General features: G+C 60.9%; 18 protein-coding genes. 11 read left to right on the top strand and 7 right to left on the bottom strand.

What is annotated here, in order from left to right; all coding sequences use genetic code 11:
- Window positions 1–51: 51 nt before the first annotated feature.
- A complete protein-coding gene (locus H043_RS0119150; RefSeq protein WP_027613201.1) occupies window positions 52–672 on the bottom strand; it encodes a TetR/AcrR family transcriptional regulator in 621 nt (206 codons plus the stop codon).
- A gap of 138 nt (window positions 673–810) precedes the next feature.
- On the opposite strand from H043_RS0119150, the gene copC reads away from it, so the two are divergent.
- Window positions 811–1,173, top strand: coding sequence for a copper homeostasis periplasmic binding protein CopC (gene copC, locus H043_RS0119155; protein ID WP_027613202.1), 363 nt, complete (start codon window positions 811–813; stop codon window positions 1,171–1,173).
- A 3-nt stretch (window positions 1,174–1,176) separates the two neighbouring features.
- Complete coding sequence (gene copD, locus H043_RS0119160) at window positions 1,177–2,034, top strand: copper homeostasis membrane protein CopD (protein WP_027613203.1); 858 nt, start codon at window positions 1,177–1,179, stop codon at window positions 2,032–2,034.
- A 118-nt stretch (window positions 2,035–2,152) separates the two neighbouring features.
- Here the strand turns inward: copD and H043_RS0119165 are convergent, their stop codons facing one another.
- Together H043_RS0119165 and H043_RS0119170 are read right to left on the bottom strand one after the other, a co-directional pair.
- A complete protein-coding gene (locus H043_RS0119165) occupies window positions 2,153–3,295 on the bottom strand; it encodes an HlyD family secretion protein (protein WP_027613204.1) in 1,143 nt (380 codons plus the stop codon).
- Entirely contained in the window at window positions 3,292–4,947 is a 1,656-nt protein-coding gene (locus tag H043_RS0119170) for an MFS transporter (protein ID WP_027613205.1), read from the bottom strand. The genes H043_RS0119165 and H043_RS0119170 overlap by 4 nt, the downstream gene beginning before the upstream one ends.
- 267 nt (window positions 4,948–5,214) lie before the next feature.
- Between H043_RS0119170 and H043_RS0119175 the strand changes: the two genes are divergently transcribed.
- The 7 genes from H043_RS0119175 (at window position 5,215) to H043_RS0119205 (ending at window position 12,577) form a co-directional block, all read left to right on the top strand.
- A complete protein-coding gene (locus H043_RS0119175; protein ID WP_027613206.1) occupies window positions 5,215–6,165 on the top strand; it encodes a polysaccharide deacetylase family protein in 951 nt (316 codons plus the stop codon).
- A 165-nt stretch (window positions 6,166–6,330) separates the two neighbouring features.
- On the top strand, window positions 6,331–7,626 hold the full coding sequence (locus H043_RS0119180) for an OprD family porin (RefSeq protein WP_027613207.1): 1,296 nt from the start codon (window positions 6,331–6,333) through the stop codon (window positions 7,624–7,626).
- 282 nt (window positions 7,627–7,908) lie between these two features.
- Window positions 7,909–8,733 carry an NAD(P)-dependent oxidoreductase gene (locus H043_RS0119185; protein ID WP_027613208.1) on the top strand — a complete coding sequence of 275 codons (825 nt, stop codon included), beginning with the start codon at window positions 7,909–7,911 and terminating at the stop codon, window positions 8,731–8,733.
- Window positions 8,734–8,763: 30 nt separating this feature from the next.
- A complete protein-coding gene (locus H043_RS0119190; RefSeq protein WP_027613209.1) occupies window positions 8,764–9,657 on the top strand; it encodes an SMP-30/gluconolactonase/LRE family protein in 894 nt (297 codons plus the stop codon).
- Window positions 9,658–9,721: 64 nt separating this feature from the next.
- Entirely contained in the window at window positions 9,722–10,693 is a 972-nt protein-coding gene (locus H043_RS0119195) for a TRAP transporter substrate-binding protein (RefSeq protein WP_027613210.1), read from the top strand.
- 76 nt (window positions 10,694–10,769) lie between these two features.
- Window positions 10,770–11,297 (top strand): TRAP transporter small permease, encoded by a 528-nt coding sequence (locus H043_RS0119200; protein WP_027613211.1) that lies wholly within the window; start codon window positions 10,770–10,772, stop codon window positions 11,295–11,297.
- The gene (locus tag H043_RS0119205; RefSeq protein ID WP_027613212.1) at window positions 11,297–12,577 is read left to right on the top strand and encodes a TRAP transporter large permease; all 1,281 of its coding nucleotides are present in this window, start codon (window positions 11,297–11,299) and stop codon (window positions 12,575–12,577) included. The genes H043_RS0119200 and H043_RS0119205 overlap by 1 nt, the downstream gene beginning before the upstream one ends.
- 102 nt (window positions 12,578–12,679) lie before the next feature.
- Here the strand turns inward: H043_RS0119205 and H043_RS0119210 are convergent, their stop codons facing one another.
- The 3 genes from H043_RS0119210 to H043_RS0119220 form a co-directional block, all read right to left on the bottom strand.
- A complete protein-coding gene (locus tag H043_RS0119210) occupies window positions 12,680–13,480 on the bottom strand; it encodes a sulfite exporter TauE/SafE family protein (protein WP_027613213.1) in 801 nt (266 codons plus the stop codon).
- A 9-nt stretch (window positions 13,481–13,489) separates the two neighbouring features.
- Window positions 13,490–14,734, bottom strand: a complete 1,245-nt coding sequence (locus H043_RS0119215; RefSeq protein WP_027613214.1) for an FAD/NAD(P)-binding oxidoreductase — start codon at window positions 14,732–14,734, stop codon at window positions 13,490–13,492.
- 168 nt (window positions 14,735–14,902) lie between these two features.
- Window positions 14,903–15,244, bottom strand: a complete 342-nt coding sequence (locus H043_RS0119220) for a helix-turn-helix transcriptional regulator (RefSeq protein WP_003224002.1) — start codon at window positions 15,242–15,244, stop codon at window positions 14,903–14,905.
- 91 nt (window positions 15,245–15,335) lie between these two features.
- On the opposite strand from H043_RS0119220, the gene H043_RS0119225 reads away from it, so the two are divergent.
- Window positions 15,336–16,199, top strand: coding sequence for an MBL fold metallo-hydrolase (locus H043_RS0119225; protein WP_027613215.1), 864 nt, complete (start codon window positions 15,336–15,338; stop codon window positions 16,197–16,199).
- A gap of 93 nt (window positions 16,200–16,292) precedes the next feature.
- On the opposite strand, the gene bkdR is transcribed toward H043_RS0119225, so the two are convergent.
- A complete protein-coding gene (gene bkdR / locus H043_RS0119230) occupies window positions 16,293–16,781 on the bottom strand; it encodes a Bkd operon transcriptional regulator BkdR (protein WP_027613216.1) in 489 nt (162 codons plus the stop codon).
- A 185-nt stretch (window positions 16,782–16,966) separates the two neighbouring features.
- Between bkdR and H043_RS0119240 the strand changes: the two genes are divergently transcribed.
- Window positions 16,967–18,202, top strand: coding sequence for a 3-methyl-2-oxobutanoate dehydrogenase (2-methylpropanoyl-transferring) subunit alpha (locus H043_RS0119240; protein WP_027613218.1), 1,236 nt, complete (start codon window positions 16,967–16,969; stop codon window positions 18,200–18,202).
- The last annotated feature ends 1 nt before the right edge of the window (window position 18,203 follow it).

Genomic DNA, 18,203 nt, shown 5'->3' on the forward strand with positions numbered 1-18,203 from the left:
ACAGTGGGAGCGGGCTTGCTCGCGAAGAGGCCAGCCGCTTCAACTCATATATCAGGGCTCCAACCCGATCCCGCGCAAAATCACACTGGTCACCGTCTGCACCGCCCGCTCGAACTGCATGTCCGACAGCGGTTGATGCTCGTTGAGAATATTCACCTGATGGTCGAAGTCGGCGTAATGCTGGGTCGAAGCCCAGATCATGTACAGCAGGCTCGACGGCTCCACCGGCAGAATCCGCTTGTCCTCGACCCACTGGCGGATCTTCGCTTCCTTCATTTTCGCCCAGTCGTACAGGCTCAGATCCAGCGCTTCACCCAAGGTCGGGGCGCCGTGGATGATCTCGTTGGCCCAGACTTTCGAACCATAAGGCCGGCTGCGCGAGTGGTTCATCTTGGCGCGGATGTAGCTGCTGAGCACCACCCGTGGGTCATCGAACATCTCGAAGCACAGCGCATCCTGCTTCCACACCTCCAGCAGGTCGAACAGCACCGCGCTGTACAGTTCGCTTTTGGTGGAAAAGTAGTAATGCAGGTTGGAGCGCGGCAATTGCACCTCGGCGGCGATGTCGGCCATGGCGGTGCCGCCGAAACCTTTTTCGGCGAAGACTTTTTCCGCCGCGAGCAGGATTTTCTCGACGTTACTGCGACGGATCTCGATCTTGTGATTGCCCATGAGGGCTCCCTGACAACGACGTTGTTGAAGACTAGCATCCGCTCTGGCCTCGGGGCGACCGCTGCAAACAAAACTTCGTATGAAGGCCGGCGCATGGCTAAACTGGCGCTTCTTTGTCCTGCCTCAGAGGTATCCGCGATGCTGTTCAAGAACGTCCTGACCACCACTGCCCTGCTCGCTTCGCTGTTCGCCGCATCTTCGGTTTTCGCCCACGCCCACCTGAAAAGTGCCACCCCGGCCGCCGACAGCACCGTCGCCACGCCGGCCGATCTGCGCCTGACCTTTTCTGAAGGCGTCGAAGCCAGTTTCACCAAAGTCAGCCTGACCCACGACGGCGCCCCGGTCGCGATCAAACCGCTGACCACCGAAGCCGACAAGAAAACCCTGATCGTCACCCCCGCCGCACCACTCGCCGCCGGTGAATACAAAGTCGAATGGCACGCGGTGTCGGTCGACACACACAAGAGCGAAGGCGCCTACCAGTTCAAGGTTGGCCAGTAATTCATGAGTGAAGCGCTGGTGCTGTGCCGTTTTGTGCATTTCAGCGCGGTGTTGATGCTGTTCGGCGCCTGGTTGTTCCGGCCGTTGCTGCTCAAGGCACCAGTGCCGACGTTGGATCGGCATCTGGCGCAACTGGCGCGTTGGCTGACCACGATTGCGTTGGTCAGCGGTGTCACCTGGGCACTGTTGATCACCGCGAGCATGGCCGGTTCGGCGGCGGCAGCGTTCGATCCGGACACTGTTGGCATGGTGCTCGGCAACACCTTTTTCGGCCAGGTCTGGCGCTGGCATCTGCTGATCAACGCGCTGTTGCTGGCATTGCTGTTCACGCCGTGGCGTTCGAATGTGCTGCTGCGCCTGGGCTTGAGCGCGCTGCTCTTGGCGACCCTGGCGCCGGTCGGTCACGGCGCGATGCTCGACGGCCTCAGCGGGCAACTGCTGATCCTCAACCAGATCGTTCATCTGACTTGCGTCGCTGCATGGCTGGGCGGCTTGTTGCTGTTGGTGTTGATCCTGCGTCAGCCGAGCACAGCGATGGGGCGGATCCTGCAACGCTTCAGCGGTGTCGGTTATACGATCGTTGGCGGCCTTCTGATCACCGGGTTGATCAACGTGCGCGTGCTGACCGGGCAATGGTGGCCGACGCCGCTGTTTGCAGGGTTTGCCTTGATTCTGCTGATTAAGGCCTTGCTGGTGCTGGGCATGCTCGCGCTGGCGCTGTTCAATCGCTTGCGGATTGATGATTGCGAACAGCGGATGGGCGCGCTCAAGCGCAGTGTGGTGCTGGAGTGGTTGTTGGGGATGGGGGCGGTGGCGGCCGTCTCCCTGCTCGGTACCTTGCCGCCGATGATTGCTGGATAAACCCAATCAGACTGTGGGAGCGGGCTTGCTCGCGAAGGCGGTGTATCAGATACGAAAATATCGCCTGACACACCGCTTTCGCGAGCAAGCCCGCTCCCACATTTTTGATCTGCGCAGGTCAATGCGGTTGTGTGTCGCCCGCCGCGGTGTCGATGCTGACCACCACCGACATCCCCGGGCGCAAGCGTTCCTCTTCCTGCTGCCCCTCATCAATGGTGATTCGCACCGGCACGCGCTGGGCGATTTTCACAAAGTTGCCGGTGGCGTTGTCGGCCTGCAACAGGGCGAATTCCGAGCCGGTACCGGGCGAAATGTGCTGCACATGGCCGGTGAACTTGCGGTGGTTCAGCGCATCAACGGTGAAGCGCACCGGCTGCCCGACGCGCACATTGTTCATCTGGGTTTCCTTCATGTTGGCGATCACCCATTTCTGGTTCGGCACCAACGCCATCAACTGCGCCCCGGAGTTGACGTAAGCGCCGAGGCGCACGCCGATCTGCCCGAGCTGGCCGTCACGCGGGGCGACGATGCGGGTGTTCGACAAGTCGATCCGCGCCAGTTGCACCGCCGCTTCAGCGCTGGCCACCGAGGCTTCCAGCGAACCGCGATTGACGATCACCGTCTGCAGATCCTGCCGGGCGATTTCCAGATTGGCCTTGGCCTGCGCCACCGCCGCAATGCTCTGCGCATTGGCCGCGAGCGTCACGTCCATCTCGCGTTTCGACACCGAGCCGTCACTCACCAGCTCCTTGTTACGGCGCAGATCCGCCTCGCTTTTGCGCAACTGCGCCTCGCTGTCGGCCACCACCGCCTGACGCAGTTTGATCGTCGCTTCGGCGCTGTTGCGTTGCTGCACCACGTTGGCCAGCGCGGCTTTCTGCACCGCCAGTTGCGCCAGCGACTGGTCGAGGCGCTGCTGATAAATCCGGTCATCCAGGCGCACCAGCAGGTCGCCGGCCTTCACGTACTGGAAATCCTGCACCGGCACCTCGAACACGTAACCGCTGAGCTGCGGGCCGATGATCGTCACCTGGCCACGCACCAGGGCGTTTTCAGTGGTTTCGACCGCACTGCTGAACGGCGGCAACTGCCAGGCGTAGAGCACGATCAGCACACCGACGATGGCAATCGCGGCAAAGCCCAGGGACGAGATGATCCGCACCCGCAACGAGCGCGGCTCGGTGTTCGGCGAGGACGGCGGTGCCACGCCTTCCGGGGTGGCGGCGATGGCATTGGTGGTTGTGGTGGTGGGTTCGGTCATGAATTGGAAGCACCGTCAGGAGGTACGGAAGGCGCGGGGTCGACGGCTTTGGTGGTGCTCATCAGCCACAGCGCACGAATGGACAGCCAGATCATGGTCAGCACCGCAATCACGGCGATCAGCATGAATACATCGTTATAGGCCAGCACGTTGGCTTCGCGAGTGGCCGCGTTGGACAGGCTGCGAATCCCGGCCAGATTGCGCAGGCTCGGGTCGGCCAGCAACGAGCCATAGGCCGACCCGCCGCTCTGTACGCGGGCGGCCACCAGCGGATCGGACAGCGTCAGGTGCTCGACCAGGTGACTGGAATGGAATTTCTCGCGCACGATCTGGAACGTGCCCAACAACGCCGCGCCGAGCAGGCCGCCGAGGTTGTTGCAGATCCCGAACAACACCGAAAAACTCACCAGATTGCGCGGATTGGTCAGCACGTTGCGGGTGCCGAACACCATGGTCGGTCCCAGAAAAAACGTGCTGCCGAAGGCCAGCAGAAACTGGCTGAAATACAGGTTTTGCGGGCGGGTCAGGTTATTGGAAAAACTGTCCATCACCGAACCGGTGGCCATCAGCGCCAGCGAGATGATCAGCGGCATCAGCAGGTGCTTGGGGTCGATGGTCAGGGCGCTGGTCGCCAGCCCCGCGACGCTGCCGATCAGCATCACCACATACAGGCTGTGCAACTGCTCATAACCCATGTTGAGGTTCTGCATGAAACCGACGGCGCCGGTGGATTGCTCCGAAGTGACCATGCGAATCAGGGTCACCGCCAGCGCCAGGCGGATCATCGTGCCGCTGCCGAGCCAGCGGGTCATCAGCATCGGGTTGCTGCGATTGTGCTCGATCGCCAAGCCCGCGAGGATCAGGGCAATCGAGGCCGCCAGCGCATAGCCGATCCAGTTGGCCTCCAGCCACCAGTCGATGCGCCCCAGCGAGAGCACCGCGCAAAGCAGTGCCACGCCGCTGGCGAGAATAGCGAAGGTCAGAAAGTCCAGCGGCTCGAAGGTTTTGAAGCGGTCACCGGGCGGCAACTTGAGCAGCAGCACGCAGCCCAGCGACAGCAAGGCCATGCCCAATTCGAACAGGTACAGGCCGCGCCATTCGGCAATCTGCAGCAAGTCTTCGGAGAACAGGCGCGCCAGCGGCAGCGCCAGTTGCGAGGCACCGAGACCCAGCACCAGCGCCTTCAACCGCCATTTGGCCGGAAACGCCTGAACCATGTAATACAGACCCAGCGAACTCAGCGCCGCACCGACCATGCCGTGCGCCGCCCGCACCGCGATGGCCGAGCTCAAGTCGTTGACGAACAGATGACCGAACGTCACCAGCGCATACAGCACCAGAAACACTTCGGTGAACGCGCGCAGGCCAAACTGCTGGCGAAACTTCACCAACAGCAGGTTCATCGACACGTTGGTCATCACGTACGCAGCTGGCAGCCAGGCCATCTCCGCCGTGGTCGCGCCCAGCGCGCCTTGCAGGTAAGGCAGGTTGGCGACCACCAGCGAGTTACCCAAACCACCGGTCACTGCCACCAGCAGCCCGACCAGCGCATAGGCCAGGCGCTTGGGGTTGGAGTGCAGCGGCGTCGAGGGGGAACCGGGCAGACTGGGCTTCTCGTGAGGCTGCCAGTCGCGCGGGGCGTATCGATCCATTGAAAGGCCTTGTGCTTGTGTTGCCGGGAGTTTGCCGCAAATCCTGCGGCAAACCCACAATCCTGTGGGAGCTGGCTTGCCGGCGATGACGGCAGTCGGCTCGGCAACAGGCTGACTGGCAGACCGTTATCGCGGGCACGCCCGCCCCCACAGGGTTCGTGGTGGATTCGTAAATTCTGTTTAAAGGTCCTCTCGCCCGCAACGGATTTTTCCCGCGCCGGGCAACTGCCACCCTTGCAGCCCTTCTCAACCTGCAAGGTGCCCGTTATGACCACGCCCCACTGGCAACGCTCCCCACGCCTGCTGAAAAACCTTTTGGCCGCCGCCCTGTTGCTGCCCGCCCTCGCCTTCGCCCAGGAACGCCCGTGGCCGGACGGTTCGCAACTGGTGATTTCAGTGTCGATGCAGTTCGAAACCGGCGGCCAGCCCGAGGGTGCGGAAAGTCCGTTCTCCGGCAGTCCATTGCCCAAGGGTTACCCTGATCTGCCGGCGCAGACCTGGTTTGATTATGGCTACAAGGAAGGCTTGTGGCGGATGCTCGACCTGTGGGATCGCACCGGGATCAAGGTCACCTCGCATGTGGTCGGCGAAGCGGCGCTCAAGCACCCGGAACTGGCGAAAGCGATTGCCGAGCGCGGCCACGAACTGGCAGCCCACGGCATGCGCTGGGCCGATTCCTACAACATGAGTTACGACCAGGAAAAACAGTTCATCGGCGACGGTGTCAACGCGGTCGAGAGACTTACCGGCCAGCGCTCGGTGGGCTACAACGCCAACTGGTTGCGGCGCAGCCCCAACACGCTGAAAGTCCTGCAAGACCTGAACTTCACCTACCACATCGATGACGTCAGCCGCGACGAACCGTTCGTGACCATGGTCCGTGGGCGCAAATTCGCCGTGGTGCCGTATACCTTGCGCAACAACGACATCGTGTTGATCGAGGGTCGGCATTTCTCCGCCGAGCAGTTCTATCAGCAACTGGTGCTGGAATTTGATCGCCTGTACGCGGAAGGCGCGAGCAAGCGGCGGATGATGTCGGTGAGTTTGCACGATCGCATCGGCGGCACCCCGGCGATGGTCGAGGCGATGGAACGTTTTATCCGCTATGCGCAGTCCCATCCGAAAGTGACATTCATGCGCAAGGACCAGATCGCCCGGATCGTCCTGACCGAGAAAAACCCGCTGATCGACAACACAGAGGCGCTCTATAACCGGTAAACCCGCCGGAAACAGCCCTCTTCGCAGCATTTGGAGGGCTGCCACCTCGCGCAAAATAATCGTAAAAAGCCCTGTTGACTTTTACGGAAAACCTCGCAACTATCCGCAACCATGTTGTACGACGACGTATGACAAATAATAAAAACAACAACAGGGAGCGTCACAGTGAGCACACTCGTCTGCAATTCCGTTCGCACGTCCCGTATTTCCTTCCCCCGCCCGTGTTCCACCCTGAGTTTGATCGGCTGCAGCAGCCTCGCCCTGGTTTTGCCGATGAGCGCCGACGCCGAAGGTTTCCTCGAAGACAGCAAAGCCACGCTGAACCTGCGCAACGCCTACTTCAATCGCAACTTCGTCTACCCGAACTACCCGCAGGGCAAGGCTGAAGAGTGGACGCAAAACTTCATCCTTGATGCCAAATCCGGCTTCACCCAAGGCACAGTCGGCTTCGGTCTCGATGTGCTGGGGATGTATTCGCAAAAACTCGATGGCGGCAAGGGCACCGGCGGTACGCAACTGTTGCCGATTCACGATGACGGGCGTCCGGCGGACAACTTCGGTCGCCTCGGCGTGGCGCTGAAGGCCAAGGTGTCGAAGACCGAATTGAAGGTTGGCGAATGGATGCCGGTGCTGCCGATCCTGCGCTCAGACGATGGCCGCTCGTTGCCGCAGACCTTTCGCGGTGGCCAGATCACCTCCACCGAAATCAACGGCCTGACCCTCTACGGTGGGCAGTTCCGTGGCAACAGCCCGCGCAACGATGCCAGCATGGAAGACATGTCGATGAACGGCCGCGGCGCCTTCACCTCCGACCGTTTCAACTTCGGCGGCGGCGAGTACACCTTCAACGACAAGCGCACCCTGGTCGGCGTGTGGTACGCCGAACTCAGCGACATCTACCAGCAGCAGTATTTCAACCTCAGCCACAGCCAACCGCTGGGCGACTGGACGCTGGGCGCCAACCTCGGTTTCTTCACCGGCAAGGAAGACGGCAGCGCCCAGGCCGGCGACCTCGATAACAAGACTGCATTTGCCCTGCTTTCGGCCCGCTACGGCGGCAACACCTTCTATGTCGGCCTGCAAAAACTCAGCGGCGACGATGCGTGGATGCGGGTCAACGGCACCAGCGGCGGCACCCTGGCCAACGACAGCTACAACGCCAGTTATGACAACGCCAAAGAGCGCTCCTGGCAGTTGCGGCATGACTACAACTTCGTCGCCCTCGGCATTCCCGGCCTGACCCTGATGAACCGTTACATCAGCGGCGACAACGTGCACACCGGGACGATCACCGACGGCAAGGAATGGGGTCGCGAGTCGGAACTGGGATACACCGTGCAGAGCGGGCCGCTGAAAAACCTCAACGTGAGATGGCGCAACGCGACGATCCGCCGGGACTTCAGCACCAATGAGTTCGACGAGAACCGGGTCTTTATCAGCTATCCGATTTCGTTGTTGTAAAGCCAGTACTCACACCGGGTTTCCCTGTGGGAGCGGGCTTGCTCACGAAGGCGTCGGGTCAGTCAATTCATCTTTCAATGACACACCGCTTTCGCGAGCAAGCCCGCTTCCACAAGGGGATTGCATTGCAACGAAGGCGTCGCGGTGATTGAAAAGTGAATGAGCCCCTTCCGTCATTTACCCCAAAAGTCGCGTTGACAAGTTCCGGAAAGCCTACCGATACTTCAGTGCAGTCATACGACAACCTACAACAAACCTAATAACAACGTGTAAGGGATTGCCATGACGTCTACCTCTACTCCCCGCGCCCCGTTCAACCGTCTGCTGCTGACCGGCGCTGCCGGTGGCCTGGGCAAAGTCCTGCGCGAACGTATGCGCCCTTATGCCCATGTCCTGCGCCTGTCGGACATCGCCGCCCTCGCCCCGGCCGTTGATGATCGCGAAGAAATCGTCCCCTGCGATCTGGCTGATAAACACGCAGTGCACCAACTGGTCGAAGGCGTCGATGCGATCCTGCATTTCGGCGGTGTCTCCGTCGAGCGGCCCTTTGAAGAAATCCTCGGCGCCAACATCTGCGGCGTGTTTCACATCTACGAAGCTGCACGCCGCCATGGTGTGAAGCGAGTGATCTTCGCCAGTTCCAACCACGTCATCGGCTTCTACAAACAAGACGAGCCGCTCGACGCCAGTTGCGCCCGCCGCCCCGATGGCTACTACGGATTGTCCAAGTCCTACGGCGAAGACATGGCCAGTTTCTACTTCGATCGCTACGGCATCGAAACCGTCAGCATCCGCATCGGCTCTTCATTTCCCGAGCCGCAGAACCGCCGAATGATGCATACCTGGCTGAGTTTCGACGACCTCACGCAATTGCTCGAACGCGCGCTGTACACGCCAAACGTTGGCCATACCGTGGTCTACGGCATGTCCGCCAACAAGGACGTCTGGTGGGACAACCGCTTCGCCAGTCACCTCGGTTTTGAAGCCAAGGACAGCTCCGAAGTGTTCCGCGAAAAAGTCGAAGCACAGCCTATGCCCGCCGCCGATGACCCGGCGCGGATCTATCAGGGCGGCGCATTCGTCGCGGCCGGCCCCTTCGGCGACTGAACACTCTGCCAACGACGCAAAGGAATGAGTATGCAAGCCGAATTGATCGTCGATGCGCGCAACGCCGTGGGCGAAAGCCCGGTCTGGGTGCCGCAGGAAAACGCGCTGTATTGGGTCGATATTCCCAACGGCGGACTGCAACGCTGGAGCGCTGACTTCGGCCATGTGCATGCCTGGAAAACCCCGCAAATGCTCGCCTGCATCGCCCGTCACAGCGGTGGCGGCTGGGTTGCCGGCATGGAGAGCGGCTTTTTTCATCTGCACCCGCACAGCGACGGCAGCCTCGACAGCGAATGGCTCGCCACCGTCGAGCACAGCCGAGCAGACATGCGCCTCAACGATGGTCGCTGCGACCGTCAGGGCCGTTTCTGGGCTGGCAGCATGGTGCTGAACATGGGCCTGAACGCATCCGAAGGCCGGCTCTACCGCTACGGCGCCGACCCGTCAGGTGTGATCGAAGCGCAACTCGACGGGTTCATCGTGCCCAACGGCCTCGGCTTCAGCCCTGACGGCAAGACGATGTACCTGTCCGATTCACATCCGCACGTGCAATTGATCTGGGCCTTCGATTACGACACCGAGACCGGCACACCATCGAATCGGCGGATCTTCGTTGACATGAAGCACTTCCCCGGCCGGCCGGATGGCGCTGCCGTGGATGCCGAAGGCTGCTACTGGATCTGCGCCAACGACGCCGGCCTGATTCACCGTTTTGCCCCGGACGGACGCCTCGATTTCTCGCTGGAAGTGCCGGTGAAGAAACCGACGATGTGTGCCTTCGGCGGCAGCCGCATGGACACCCTCTTCGTGACCTCGATTCGTCCCGGCGACGACCGCGATCCGCAATCCCTGGCCGGCGGCGTGTTCGCCCTCAACCCCGGGGTCAAAGGCCTGGAAGAACCGCTGTTCGACGATTCCCTGTAACACCCGCCTCTGCTGCACCGCTGCGCCTTGAACACAACAATAACAAGACTGGAGACTCGCCCCCATGAACTTCAAACGCACCTTGCTGGCCGCTGCACTCCCGCTGATGTTCACCTTCACTGGTGCCGCCCAGGCCCTGCAACTCAAATTCGCTGACATCCATCCCGCCGGTTATCCCACCGTGGTGGCCGAAGAAAACATGGGCAAGACCCTGACCAAGGAGACCAACGGCGAGCTGACCTTCCAATACTTTCCCGGCGGCGTGCTGGGCTCAGAAAAGGAAGTCATCGAGCAGATGCAAGTCGGCGCGGTACAGCTGTCTCGCGTCAGCCTGGGTATCGTCGGCCCGGTAGTGCCGGACGTGAACGTGTTCAACATGCCGTTCATCTTCCGCGACCATCAACACATGCGTAACGTCATCGACGGCGCAGTGGGCGACGAGATTCTCGATAAAATCACCAACTCCGAATTCGGCCTCGTGGCCCTGGCCTGGATGGACGGCGGCACGCGCAACGTCTACACCAAAAAACCGGTACGCAAGCTCGAAGACCTCAAGGGCATGAAGATTCGTGTCCAGGGCAACCCGATGTTCATCGACATGATGAACGCCATGGGCGGTAACGGTATCGCCATGGACACCGGGGAAATCTTCAGCGCCTTGCAGACCGGCGTAATCGACGGCGCGGAAAACAACCCGCCGACCCTCCTCGAACACAACCACTTCCAGAACGCCAAGTTCTACAGCCTGACCGGTCACTTGATCCTGCCAGAGCCGATTGTGATGTCGAAAATCACCTGGGAAAAACTCACCCCGGAACAACAGGCGCTGGTCAAGACCGCCGCCAAGGCTGCCCAGGCTGAAGAGCGCGTGCTGTGGGACAAGAAGTCCGCTGCCAGCGAAGAAAAACTCAAGGCCGCTGGCGTCGAGTTCATCGAGGTCGACAAGAAACCCTTCTACGACGCCACCGCACCGGTGCGGGAAAAGTACGGTGCGAAGTACGCCGACCTGATCAAGAAAATCGAAGCCGTGCAGTAACGCCTCCCGCTCCGTCCTCATTAACCAGGCCCGGCGCACCTGATCACTCAGGCGCGCCCGGTTACGGTGGAACCCGATGAAGAATCTACTGCTGCGTATCAACGACAAGATCTACATGACGTGCATCTGGGTCGCCGGCCTTTCCGTCCTGGCGATTTCCCTGATGATTCCCTGGGGCGTGTTCGCCCGCTACGTGCTGGGCACCGGTTCGAGCTGGCCAGAGCCGACGGCGATCCTGCTGATGATGGTGTTCACCTTCATCGGTGCCGCCGCCAGTTACCGCGCCGGTGCGCACATGGCTGTGGCCATGCTCACCGACCGCATGCCACCCCGGCTGAGATCTGCGGCGGCGATACTCTCGCAACTGCTCATGGCGTCGATCTGCATTTTCATGACGATCTGGGGCGCCAAGTTGTGCATGTCCACCTGGAACCAGTTCATGGCGGCCCTGCCCGATCTGCGGGTTGGCGTGACCTATCTGCCGATTCCCGTGGGCGGCTTGCTGACGCTGGTTTTCGTCCTGGAAAAACTCTTGCTCGGTGACCAGAGCAAACGGCGGGTCGTGCAGTTCGATCTGGTTGAAGAAAGTGAAGGTGGCGCTTAATGGACGCTCTGATTCTGCTGGGCAGTTTTATCCTGTTGATCCTCATCGGCATGCCAGTCGCCTATGCGCTGGGCGCCGCCGCGCTGATCGGTGCATGGTGGATCGACATCCCGTTCCAGGCGGTGATGATCCAGGTCGCGTCGGGGGTGAACAAGTTCTCGCTGCTGGCCATTCCGTTCTTCGTCCTGGCCGGCGCGATCATGGCCGAGGGCGGCATGTCGCGGCGTTTGGTGGCGTGTGCCGGGGTGCTGGTGGGTTTCGTGCGCGGTGGCCTGTCGCTGGTCAACATTGTCGCCTCGACCTTCTTCGGCGCGATCTCCGGTTCCTCGGTGGCCGACACCGCGTCGGTGGGTTCGGTGCTGATTCCGGAAATGGAACGCAAGGGCTATCCACGGGATTTCTCCACCGCGGTGACCGTCAGCGGCTCGGTGCAAGCCCTGCTCACGCCGCCAAGCCATAACTCGGTGCTCTACTCCCTGGCCGCCGGTGGTACGGTTTCGATTGCCTCGCTGTTCATGGCAGGCATCGTGCCGGGGTTACTGATGAGCGCCTGCCTGATGGTGCTGTGCCTGATCTTCGCGAAAAAACGCGACTACCCCAAGGGTGAAGTCATCCCGATGCGCCAGGCGTTGAAAATCGTCGGCGAAGCCCTCTGGGGCCTGATGGCGATGGTGATCATCCTCGGCGGCATCCTCTCGGGGATTTTCACCGCTACGGAATCGGCGGCCATCGCCGTGTTGTGGTCGTTCTTCGTGACCATGTTCATCTACCGCGACTACAAGTGGCGTGAACTGCCGAAGCTGATGCATCGCACGGTACGCACGATTTCCATCGTGATGATCCTGATCGGCTTCGCCGCGAGCTTCGGCTACATCATGACCCTGATGCAGATTCCGGCGAAAATCACCACGCTGTTCCTGACCCTGTCGGACAACCGCTACGTGATCCTGATGTGCATCAACGTCATGCTGCTGTTGCTCGGCACAGTGATGGACATGGCGCCGCTGATCCTGATTCTGACGCCGATCCTGATGCCGGTGATTCTCGGCATCGGTGTCGATCCAGTGCAGTTCGGCATGATCATGCTGGTCAACCTCGGGATCGGGCTGATCACACCGCCGGTGGGCGCGGTGCTGTTTGTCGGTTCGGCGGTGGGCAAGGTCAGTATCGAGAGCACCGTGAAGGCGCTGCTGCCGTTTTATGCGGTGCTGTTTCTGGTGTTGATGCTGGTGACTTACATCCCCGCCATTTCCCTGTGGCTACCGCATTTGGTGTTGTAACAACCTGAAAGATCGCAGCCTCGTTTCACTCGACAGCTCCTGCATGGGAATGCGATTCCTGTAGGAGCTGCCGAAGGCTGCGATCTTTTGATCTGCCAACATTCAGGCACGCAACAACATATACCCCGCCACCACCAGACACACGCTGGCAAACCCCACCTGCAACGTCCGCGCCGGCACCCGGGCGCAGAGTTTGCGGCCGATGATCATGCCGACGATGCTGGCCACGATAAACGCCGCGCCCTGAGCGTCGATGCGCACTCCGGCATGGAAGGAGCCGATCACGCCAATCGCCGAAATCAGGCTGATCACCATCAGCGACGTCGCGACAATTCCGCGCATTTGCACATCGGTCAGTTGCTTGAACGCCGGCACGATCAGGAAACCACCGCCAACGCCGAGCAAGCCCGAAACCACACCGGTCACCGCACCCAGCGCCGCGAGGGTCGCGGTGCATTTGGCGGTCCAGTCGAAACGACCGGTCTGCTCATTGAGCATGCAGTTTTTCTGCCCCCAGCTCGCGTGGCCGTGGTCGCTCGGCCCCTCTTGCGCACGCTCACGGCGCAGCATGCGCCAGGCCACCATGACCATCAGCAGACTGAAGAGGATCATCAGGATCTTCTCCGGCAACTGGTGCGCGAAATAAATGCCCAGCGGCGAAAACACCGCGCCAAGCGCGGCGATCAGCAGCGCCGCGCGATAACGCACCAGCCCATGGCGCAAACCGTCGATCGCCCCGACTGCCGCCGCACTACCGACGGCGAACAACGCCACGGGCGCGGCCTGGGTCATGCTCCAGCCGAGGCCAAGCACCAGCGCCGGCACCGCGAGAATCCCGCCGCCTGCCCCGGTCAGTCCGAGAATCAGCCCCATCAACACGCCAAACAGACTTGCCAGCAACATAGGGAGTTCTCAGTCGACTTTGGACAAACCGGTCAGCCACTCGCGGCCCTTGAGCATGCCGTTCCAGTAGAACCACGGCAGTAGCGTCGCCTTGAGGAACCACGCCGAGCGGCGCGGCACGGTCGCATCGAGGGCGAAAGTCGGCAGCAACTTCCCGCCGTAACCAAACTCGGCGAGGATCACCTTGCCCTTCTCCACCGTGAGCGGGCACGAACCGTAGCCGTCGTACTTCAGTGGCAGCGGTTGTTGCTTGCGCAGGGCCAGCAGGTTTTCCGCGACCACCACGACCTGCTTGCGCACCGCCGCAGCGGTTTTCGCATTGCTGGTGCCGCAGATATCACCGAGGCCGAACACCTCGGGGTAACGCGGATGTTGCAGGCTATGCGGATTGACTTCGCACCAGCCGGCAGCGTCGGCCAGCGGGCTCTGGGCGATGAAATCCGGCGAGACTTGCGGCGGCACCACGTGCAGCAGATCGAAGGTTTTCGCCTGTGTGGTGAGGTTGCCGTCGGCGTCCTTGATCTCGAACCACGCGGTTTTCGCCGGGCCGTCGACCTTGACCAGGTTGGAGTTGAAGGCCAGTTGCGCGTTGTACTTTTCGATGTACTTCATCAGTGGCGGGACGAAGGTCGCGACACCGAACAACGCGGCGCCGGCCAGGTTGAATTCGACATTGATGTTGTTCAGCACAGCGGTTTTGCGCCAGTGATCGCACGACAGGTACAACGCCTTCTGCGGCGCGCCGGCGCATTTGATCGGCATCGCCGGCTGGCTGAACAACGCCTTGCCGCCGCGCAGTTTCTGCACCTGATCCCAGGTGTACTGCGAGTGCTGATAGCTGTAGTTGGAGGTTACGCCGTGCTGACCGAGGCTTTCCTGCAGGCCTTCGATCTTCTCCCAGGCCAGACGCAGGCCGGGGCAGACGATCAGGTTCTGGTAAGTGACGGTGCGCTGATCGTTGAGGGTCAACTGGCGCTGATCGGGATCGATGCCAGTCACCGCCGCCTGAATCCAGGTGGCCTGACGCGGCATCACTTTGCTCATCGGCCGCACGGTGTCCTTGACGTCGTAGGCGCCACCGCCGACCAGCGTCCACGCCGGTTGGTAGTAGTGCTGGGCGCTTGGCTCGATCACGGTGACTTTTAGAGTGGGATCACGCTTGAGCAGACTGGCGACGAAGCCGATGCCGGCGGTGCCGCCGCCGATGACCACGATATCGGCACTGATGGATGGGCCCCAGTGTTGATCGTTCATTGCTTGTTCCTTATTGCTGCATGCAAGGATTTCTTTGAATCAAACCACTAAACCTGTGGGAGCTGGCTTGCCAGCGATAGGGACTTGTCAGCCGCGGTTGATGGCGACTGACACTCCGCCATCGCTGGCAAGCCAGCTCCCACAGGTTTTGAATGTGTTGGCTGGCATTCAGGGGTGACCCCAGCTCTTGAGCACCGCTCCGCAATACAACCCGGACAGGGTCTTCATCACCTGAATCACTTCAGGACTGGCCAGACCGTAAAAGATGTATTTGCCTTCGCGACGGGTCGCCACCAGGCCTTCATCGCGCAGGATGCCCAGTTGCTGGGACAGCGTCGGCTGGCGCACGCCGGTCATTTTTTCCAGCTCGCCGACGTTGCGCTCGCCCTGGGTCAGCTGGCACAGGATCAACAGGCGATCCTCATTGGCCAGCGCCTTGAGCAGCGCGCAGGCCTTGGAGGCGGACGCCCGCAACTGGGCGACTTCACATTCGGTCAGACTGGATTGCATTTGCACGATGCCTTCAACGTCACTTAAGCTGCGAACATTATGTTTTTAGATAAAGTGTTGCAACCCATTTCCCTGGTTCAGGTTGGTGTCCATGCCCGCGCAGATTGAAGCTTTCCTCGACCCCGCCTCCTCGACCTACAGCTACGTGGTCTATGAAGCCGATGGCGGGCAGTGTGCAATCGTCGATCCGGTACTCGATTACGACGGCGCTGCCGGTCGCACCTGCACCGCGCAGGCCGACAAAATCATCACCTTCGTCCGAGAACACCACTTGCAGGTGCAATGGCTGCTGGAAACCCACGCCCACGCCGACCACCTGTCCGCCGCGCCGTACCTGCGCCGCGAGCTGGGCGGCAAAATTGCGATCGGCCAGTCCATCAGCAAGGTGCAGAACGTGTTCAAGGCGCTTTTCAACCTGGAACCGGAATTCTGCGTTGACGGCTCGCAGTTCGATCACCTGTTCGCGCCGAACGAATCGTTCAAGATCGGTAACCTCAAGGCCACCGCCCTGCACGTCCCCGGCCACACTCCGGCAGACATGGCTTACCTGATCGACGGCGAACAGATCCTGGTCGGCGACACGCTGTTCATGCCCGATGTCGGCACCGCCCGCTGCGACTTCCCCGGCGGCAACGCCCATCAACTGTTCAACTCGATCCACAAACTGCTGGCCTTCCCGGCCAGCGTCAAACTCTACGTCTGCCACGACTACCCGCCCGAAGGCCGCGCGGCGCAATGCCAGACCACCGTCGGTGAGCAGCGTCTGAGCAATATTCATGTGCATGACGGGATCGATGAGGCGACGTTTGTCGAGATGCGCACCAAACGTGACGCCGGGTTGGGCATGCCGACGCTGTTGCTGCCGGCGATTCAGGTGAATGTGCGGGCGGGGAACATGCCGCCGGCCGAGGACAATGGTGTGGTTTATTTGAAAGTGCCGATCAACAAGCTCTAGAAGCAAAAGATCGCAGCCTTCGGCAGCTCCTACAGGAACACGGTTTATGCGTGCTCTGTGTAGGAGCTGACGAAGGCTGCGATCTTTTGATTTTCAGGACCCGAGGGTCAACCCATTGGCCGGCAACGGCAACGCCGTCTTGTAGCGCACCTGCTTCAAGGCAAAACTCGAGCGGATATTCGCCACCCCCGGCACCTTGGTCAGAAAGTCCATCATGAACCGCTCCAGCGCCTGAATCGTCGGCACCAGCACCCGGATCAGATAGTCCGGGTCGCCGGCCATCAGGTAGCACTCCATCACCTCGGGGCGGTCGGAGATCGCCTCTTCGAAATGCTGCAACGCTTCCTCGACCTGTTTCTCCAGGCTGACGTGAATGAACACGTTCACATGCAGCCCCAGCAGATCGGCATCCAGCAGCGTCACCTGCTCGCGAATCAGCCCTAATTCTTCCATCGCCTTGACCCGGTTGAAACACGGCGTCGGCGACAGATTCACCGAGCGCGCGAGGTCGGCGTTGGTGATGCGTGCATTCTCCTGAAGGCTGTTGAGAATGCCGATGTCTGTACGGTCCAGTTTGCGCATGAGACAAAACCACCTGTTTTTTATGTTTATGCAGAATTTCTATCTGCAAATCGTCTCCAGCGCAACGAAACAGAGAGAAATATTCTTCTTGGCCGGGCCTATGATTGTTGTAGGACAAGATTTCTTTCACCCAAGAATGATTGCCAGCTCACTACAAGAAATTCACAAGATCGAGCGTAGAAGCCATGACCCAAGCGTATGAACCGCTGCGTCTGCACGTCCCTGAACCCTCGGGCCGCCCAGGCTGCAAAACCGACTTCTCCTACCTGCATCTGACCGATGCCGGCACGGTGCGCAAACCCTCCATTGACGTAGAACCCGCCGACACCGCCGACCTGGCGCGCGGGCTGATTCGTGTGCTCGACGACCAGGGCAACGCCCTCGGCCCCTGGGCTGAAAACGTGCCGATCGAGATCCTGCGCAAGGGCATGCGCGCCATGCTCAAGACGCGGATCTACGACAACCGCATGGTGGTCGCCCAGCGCCAGAAAAAAATGTCGTTCTACATGCAGAGCCTTGGCGAAGAAGCCATCGGCAGTGCTCAGGCCCTGGCCTTGAATATCGACGACATGTGCTTCCCGACCTACCGCCAGCAAAGCATCCTGATGGCCCGCGAAGTGCCGCTGGTCGACCTGATCTGCCAACTGCTGTCCAACGAGCGCGATCCACTCAAGGGCCGGCAGTTGCCGATCATGTACTCGGTCAAGGACGCCGGTTTCTTCACCATCTCCGGCAACCTCGCCACCCAATTCATTCAGGCCGTCGGCTGGGGCATGGCCTCAGCGATCAAGGGCGACACGAAAATCGCCTCGGCCTGGATCGGTGACGGCGCCACCGCCGAATCGGACTTCCACACCGCCCTCACCTTCGCTCACGTTTACCGCGCGCCGGTGATCCTCAACGTGGTCAACAACCAATGGGCGATCTCGACCTTCCAGGCCATCGCCGGGGGTGAAGCCACCACTTTCGCCGGACGCGGCGTCGGCTGCGGTATCGCCTCGCTGCGGGTCGATGGCAACGATTTCTACGCGGTCTACGCCGCTTCCGCCTGGGCTGCCGAACGCGCCCGGCGCAACCTCGGCCCGACCATGATCGAATGGGTCACCTACCGCGCCGGCCCGCACTCGACCTCCGACGATCCGTCGAAATACCGTCCTGCCGATGACTGGAGCCACTTCCCGCTGGGCGACCCGATTGCCCGCCTGAAGCAGCACCTGATCAAGGTCGGCCACTGGTCGGAAGAAGAGCACGCCGCCGTCAGCGCCGAGCTCGAAGCCGAAGTGATTGCCGCGCAGAAACAGGCCGAACAGTACGGCACCCTTGCCGGCGGACAGATTCCAAGCGCCGCGACCATGTTCGAAGACGTCTACAAAGAGATGCCGGAGCACTTGAAGCGCCAGCGTCAGCAGTTGGGGATCTGAC

It is taken from the genome of Pseudomonas sp. URIL14HWK12:I6, from assembly GCF_000514195.1.
GTDB lineage: Bacteria > Pseudomonadota > Gammaproteobacteria > Pseudomonadales > Pseudomonadaceae > Aquipseudomonas > Aquipseudomonas putida_A.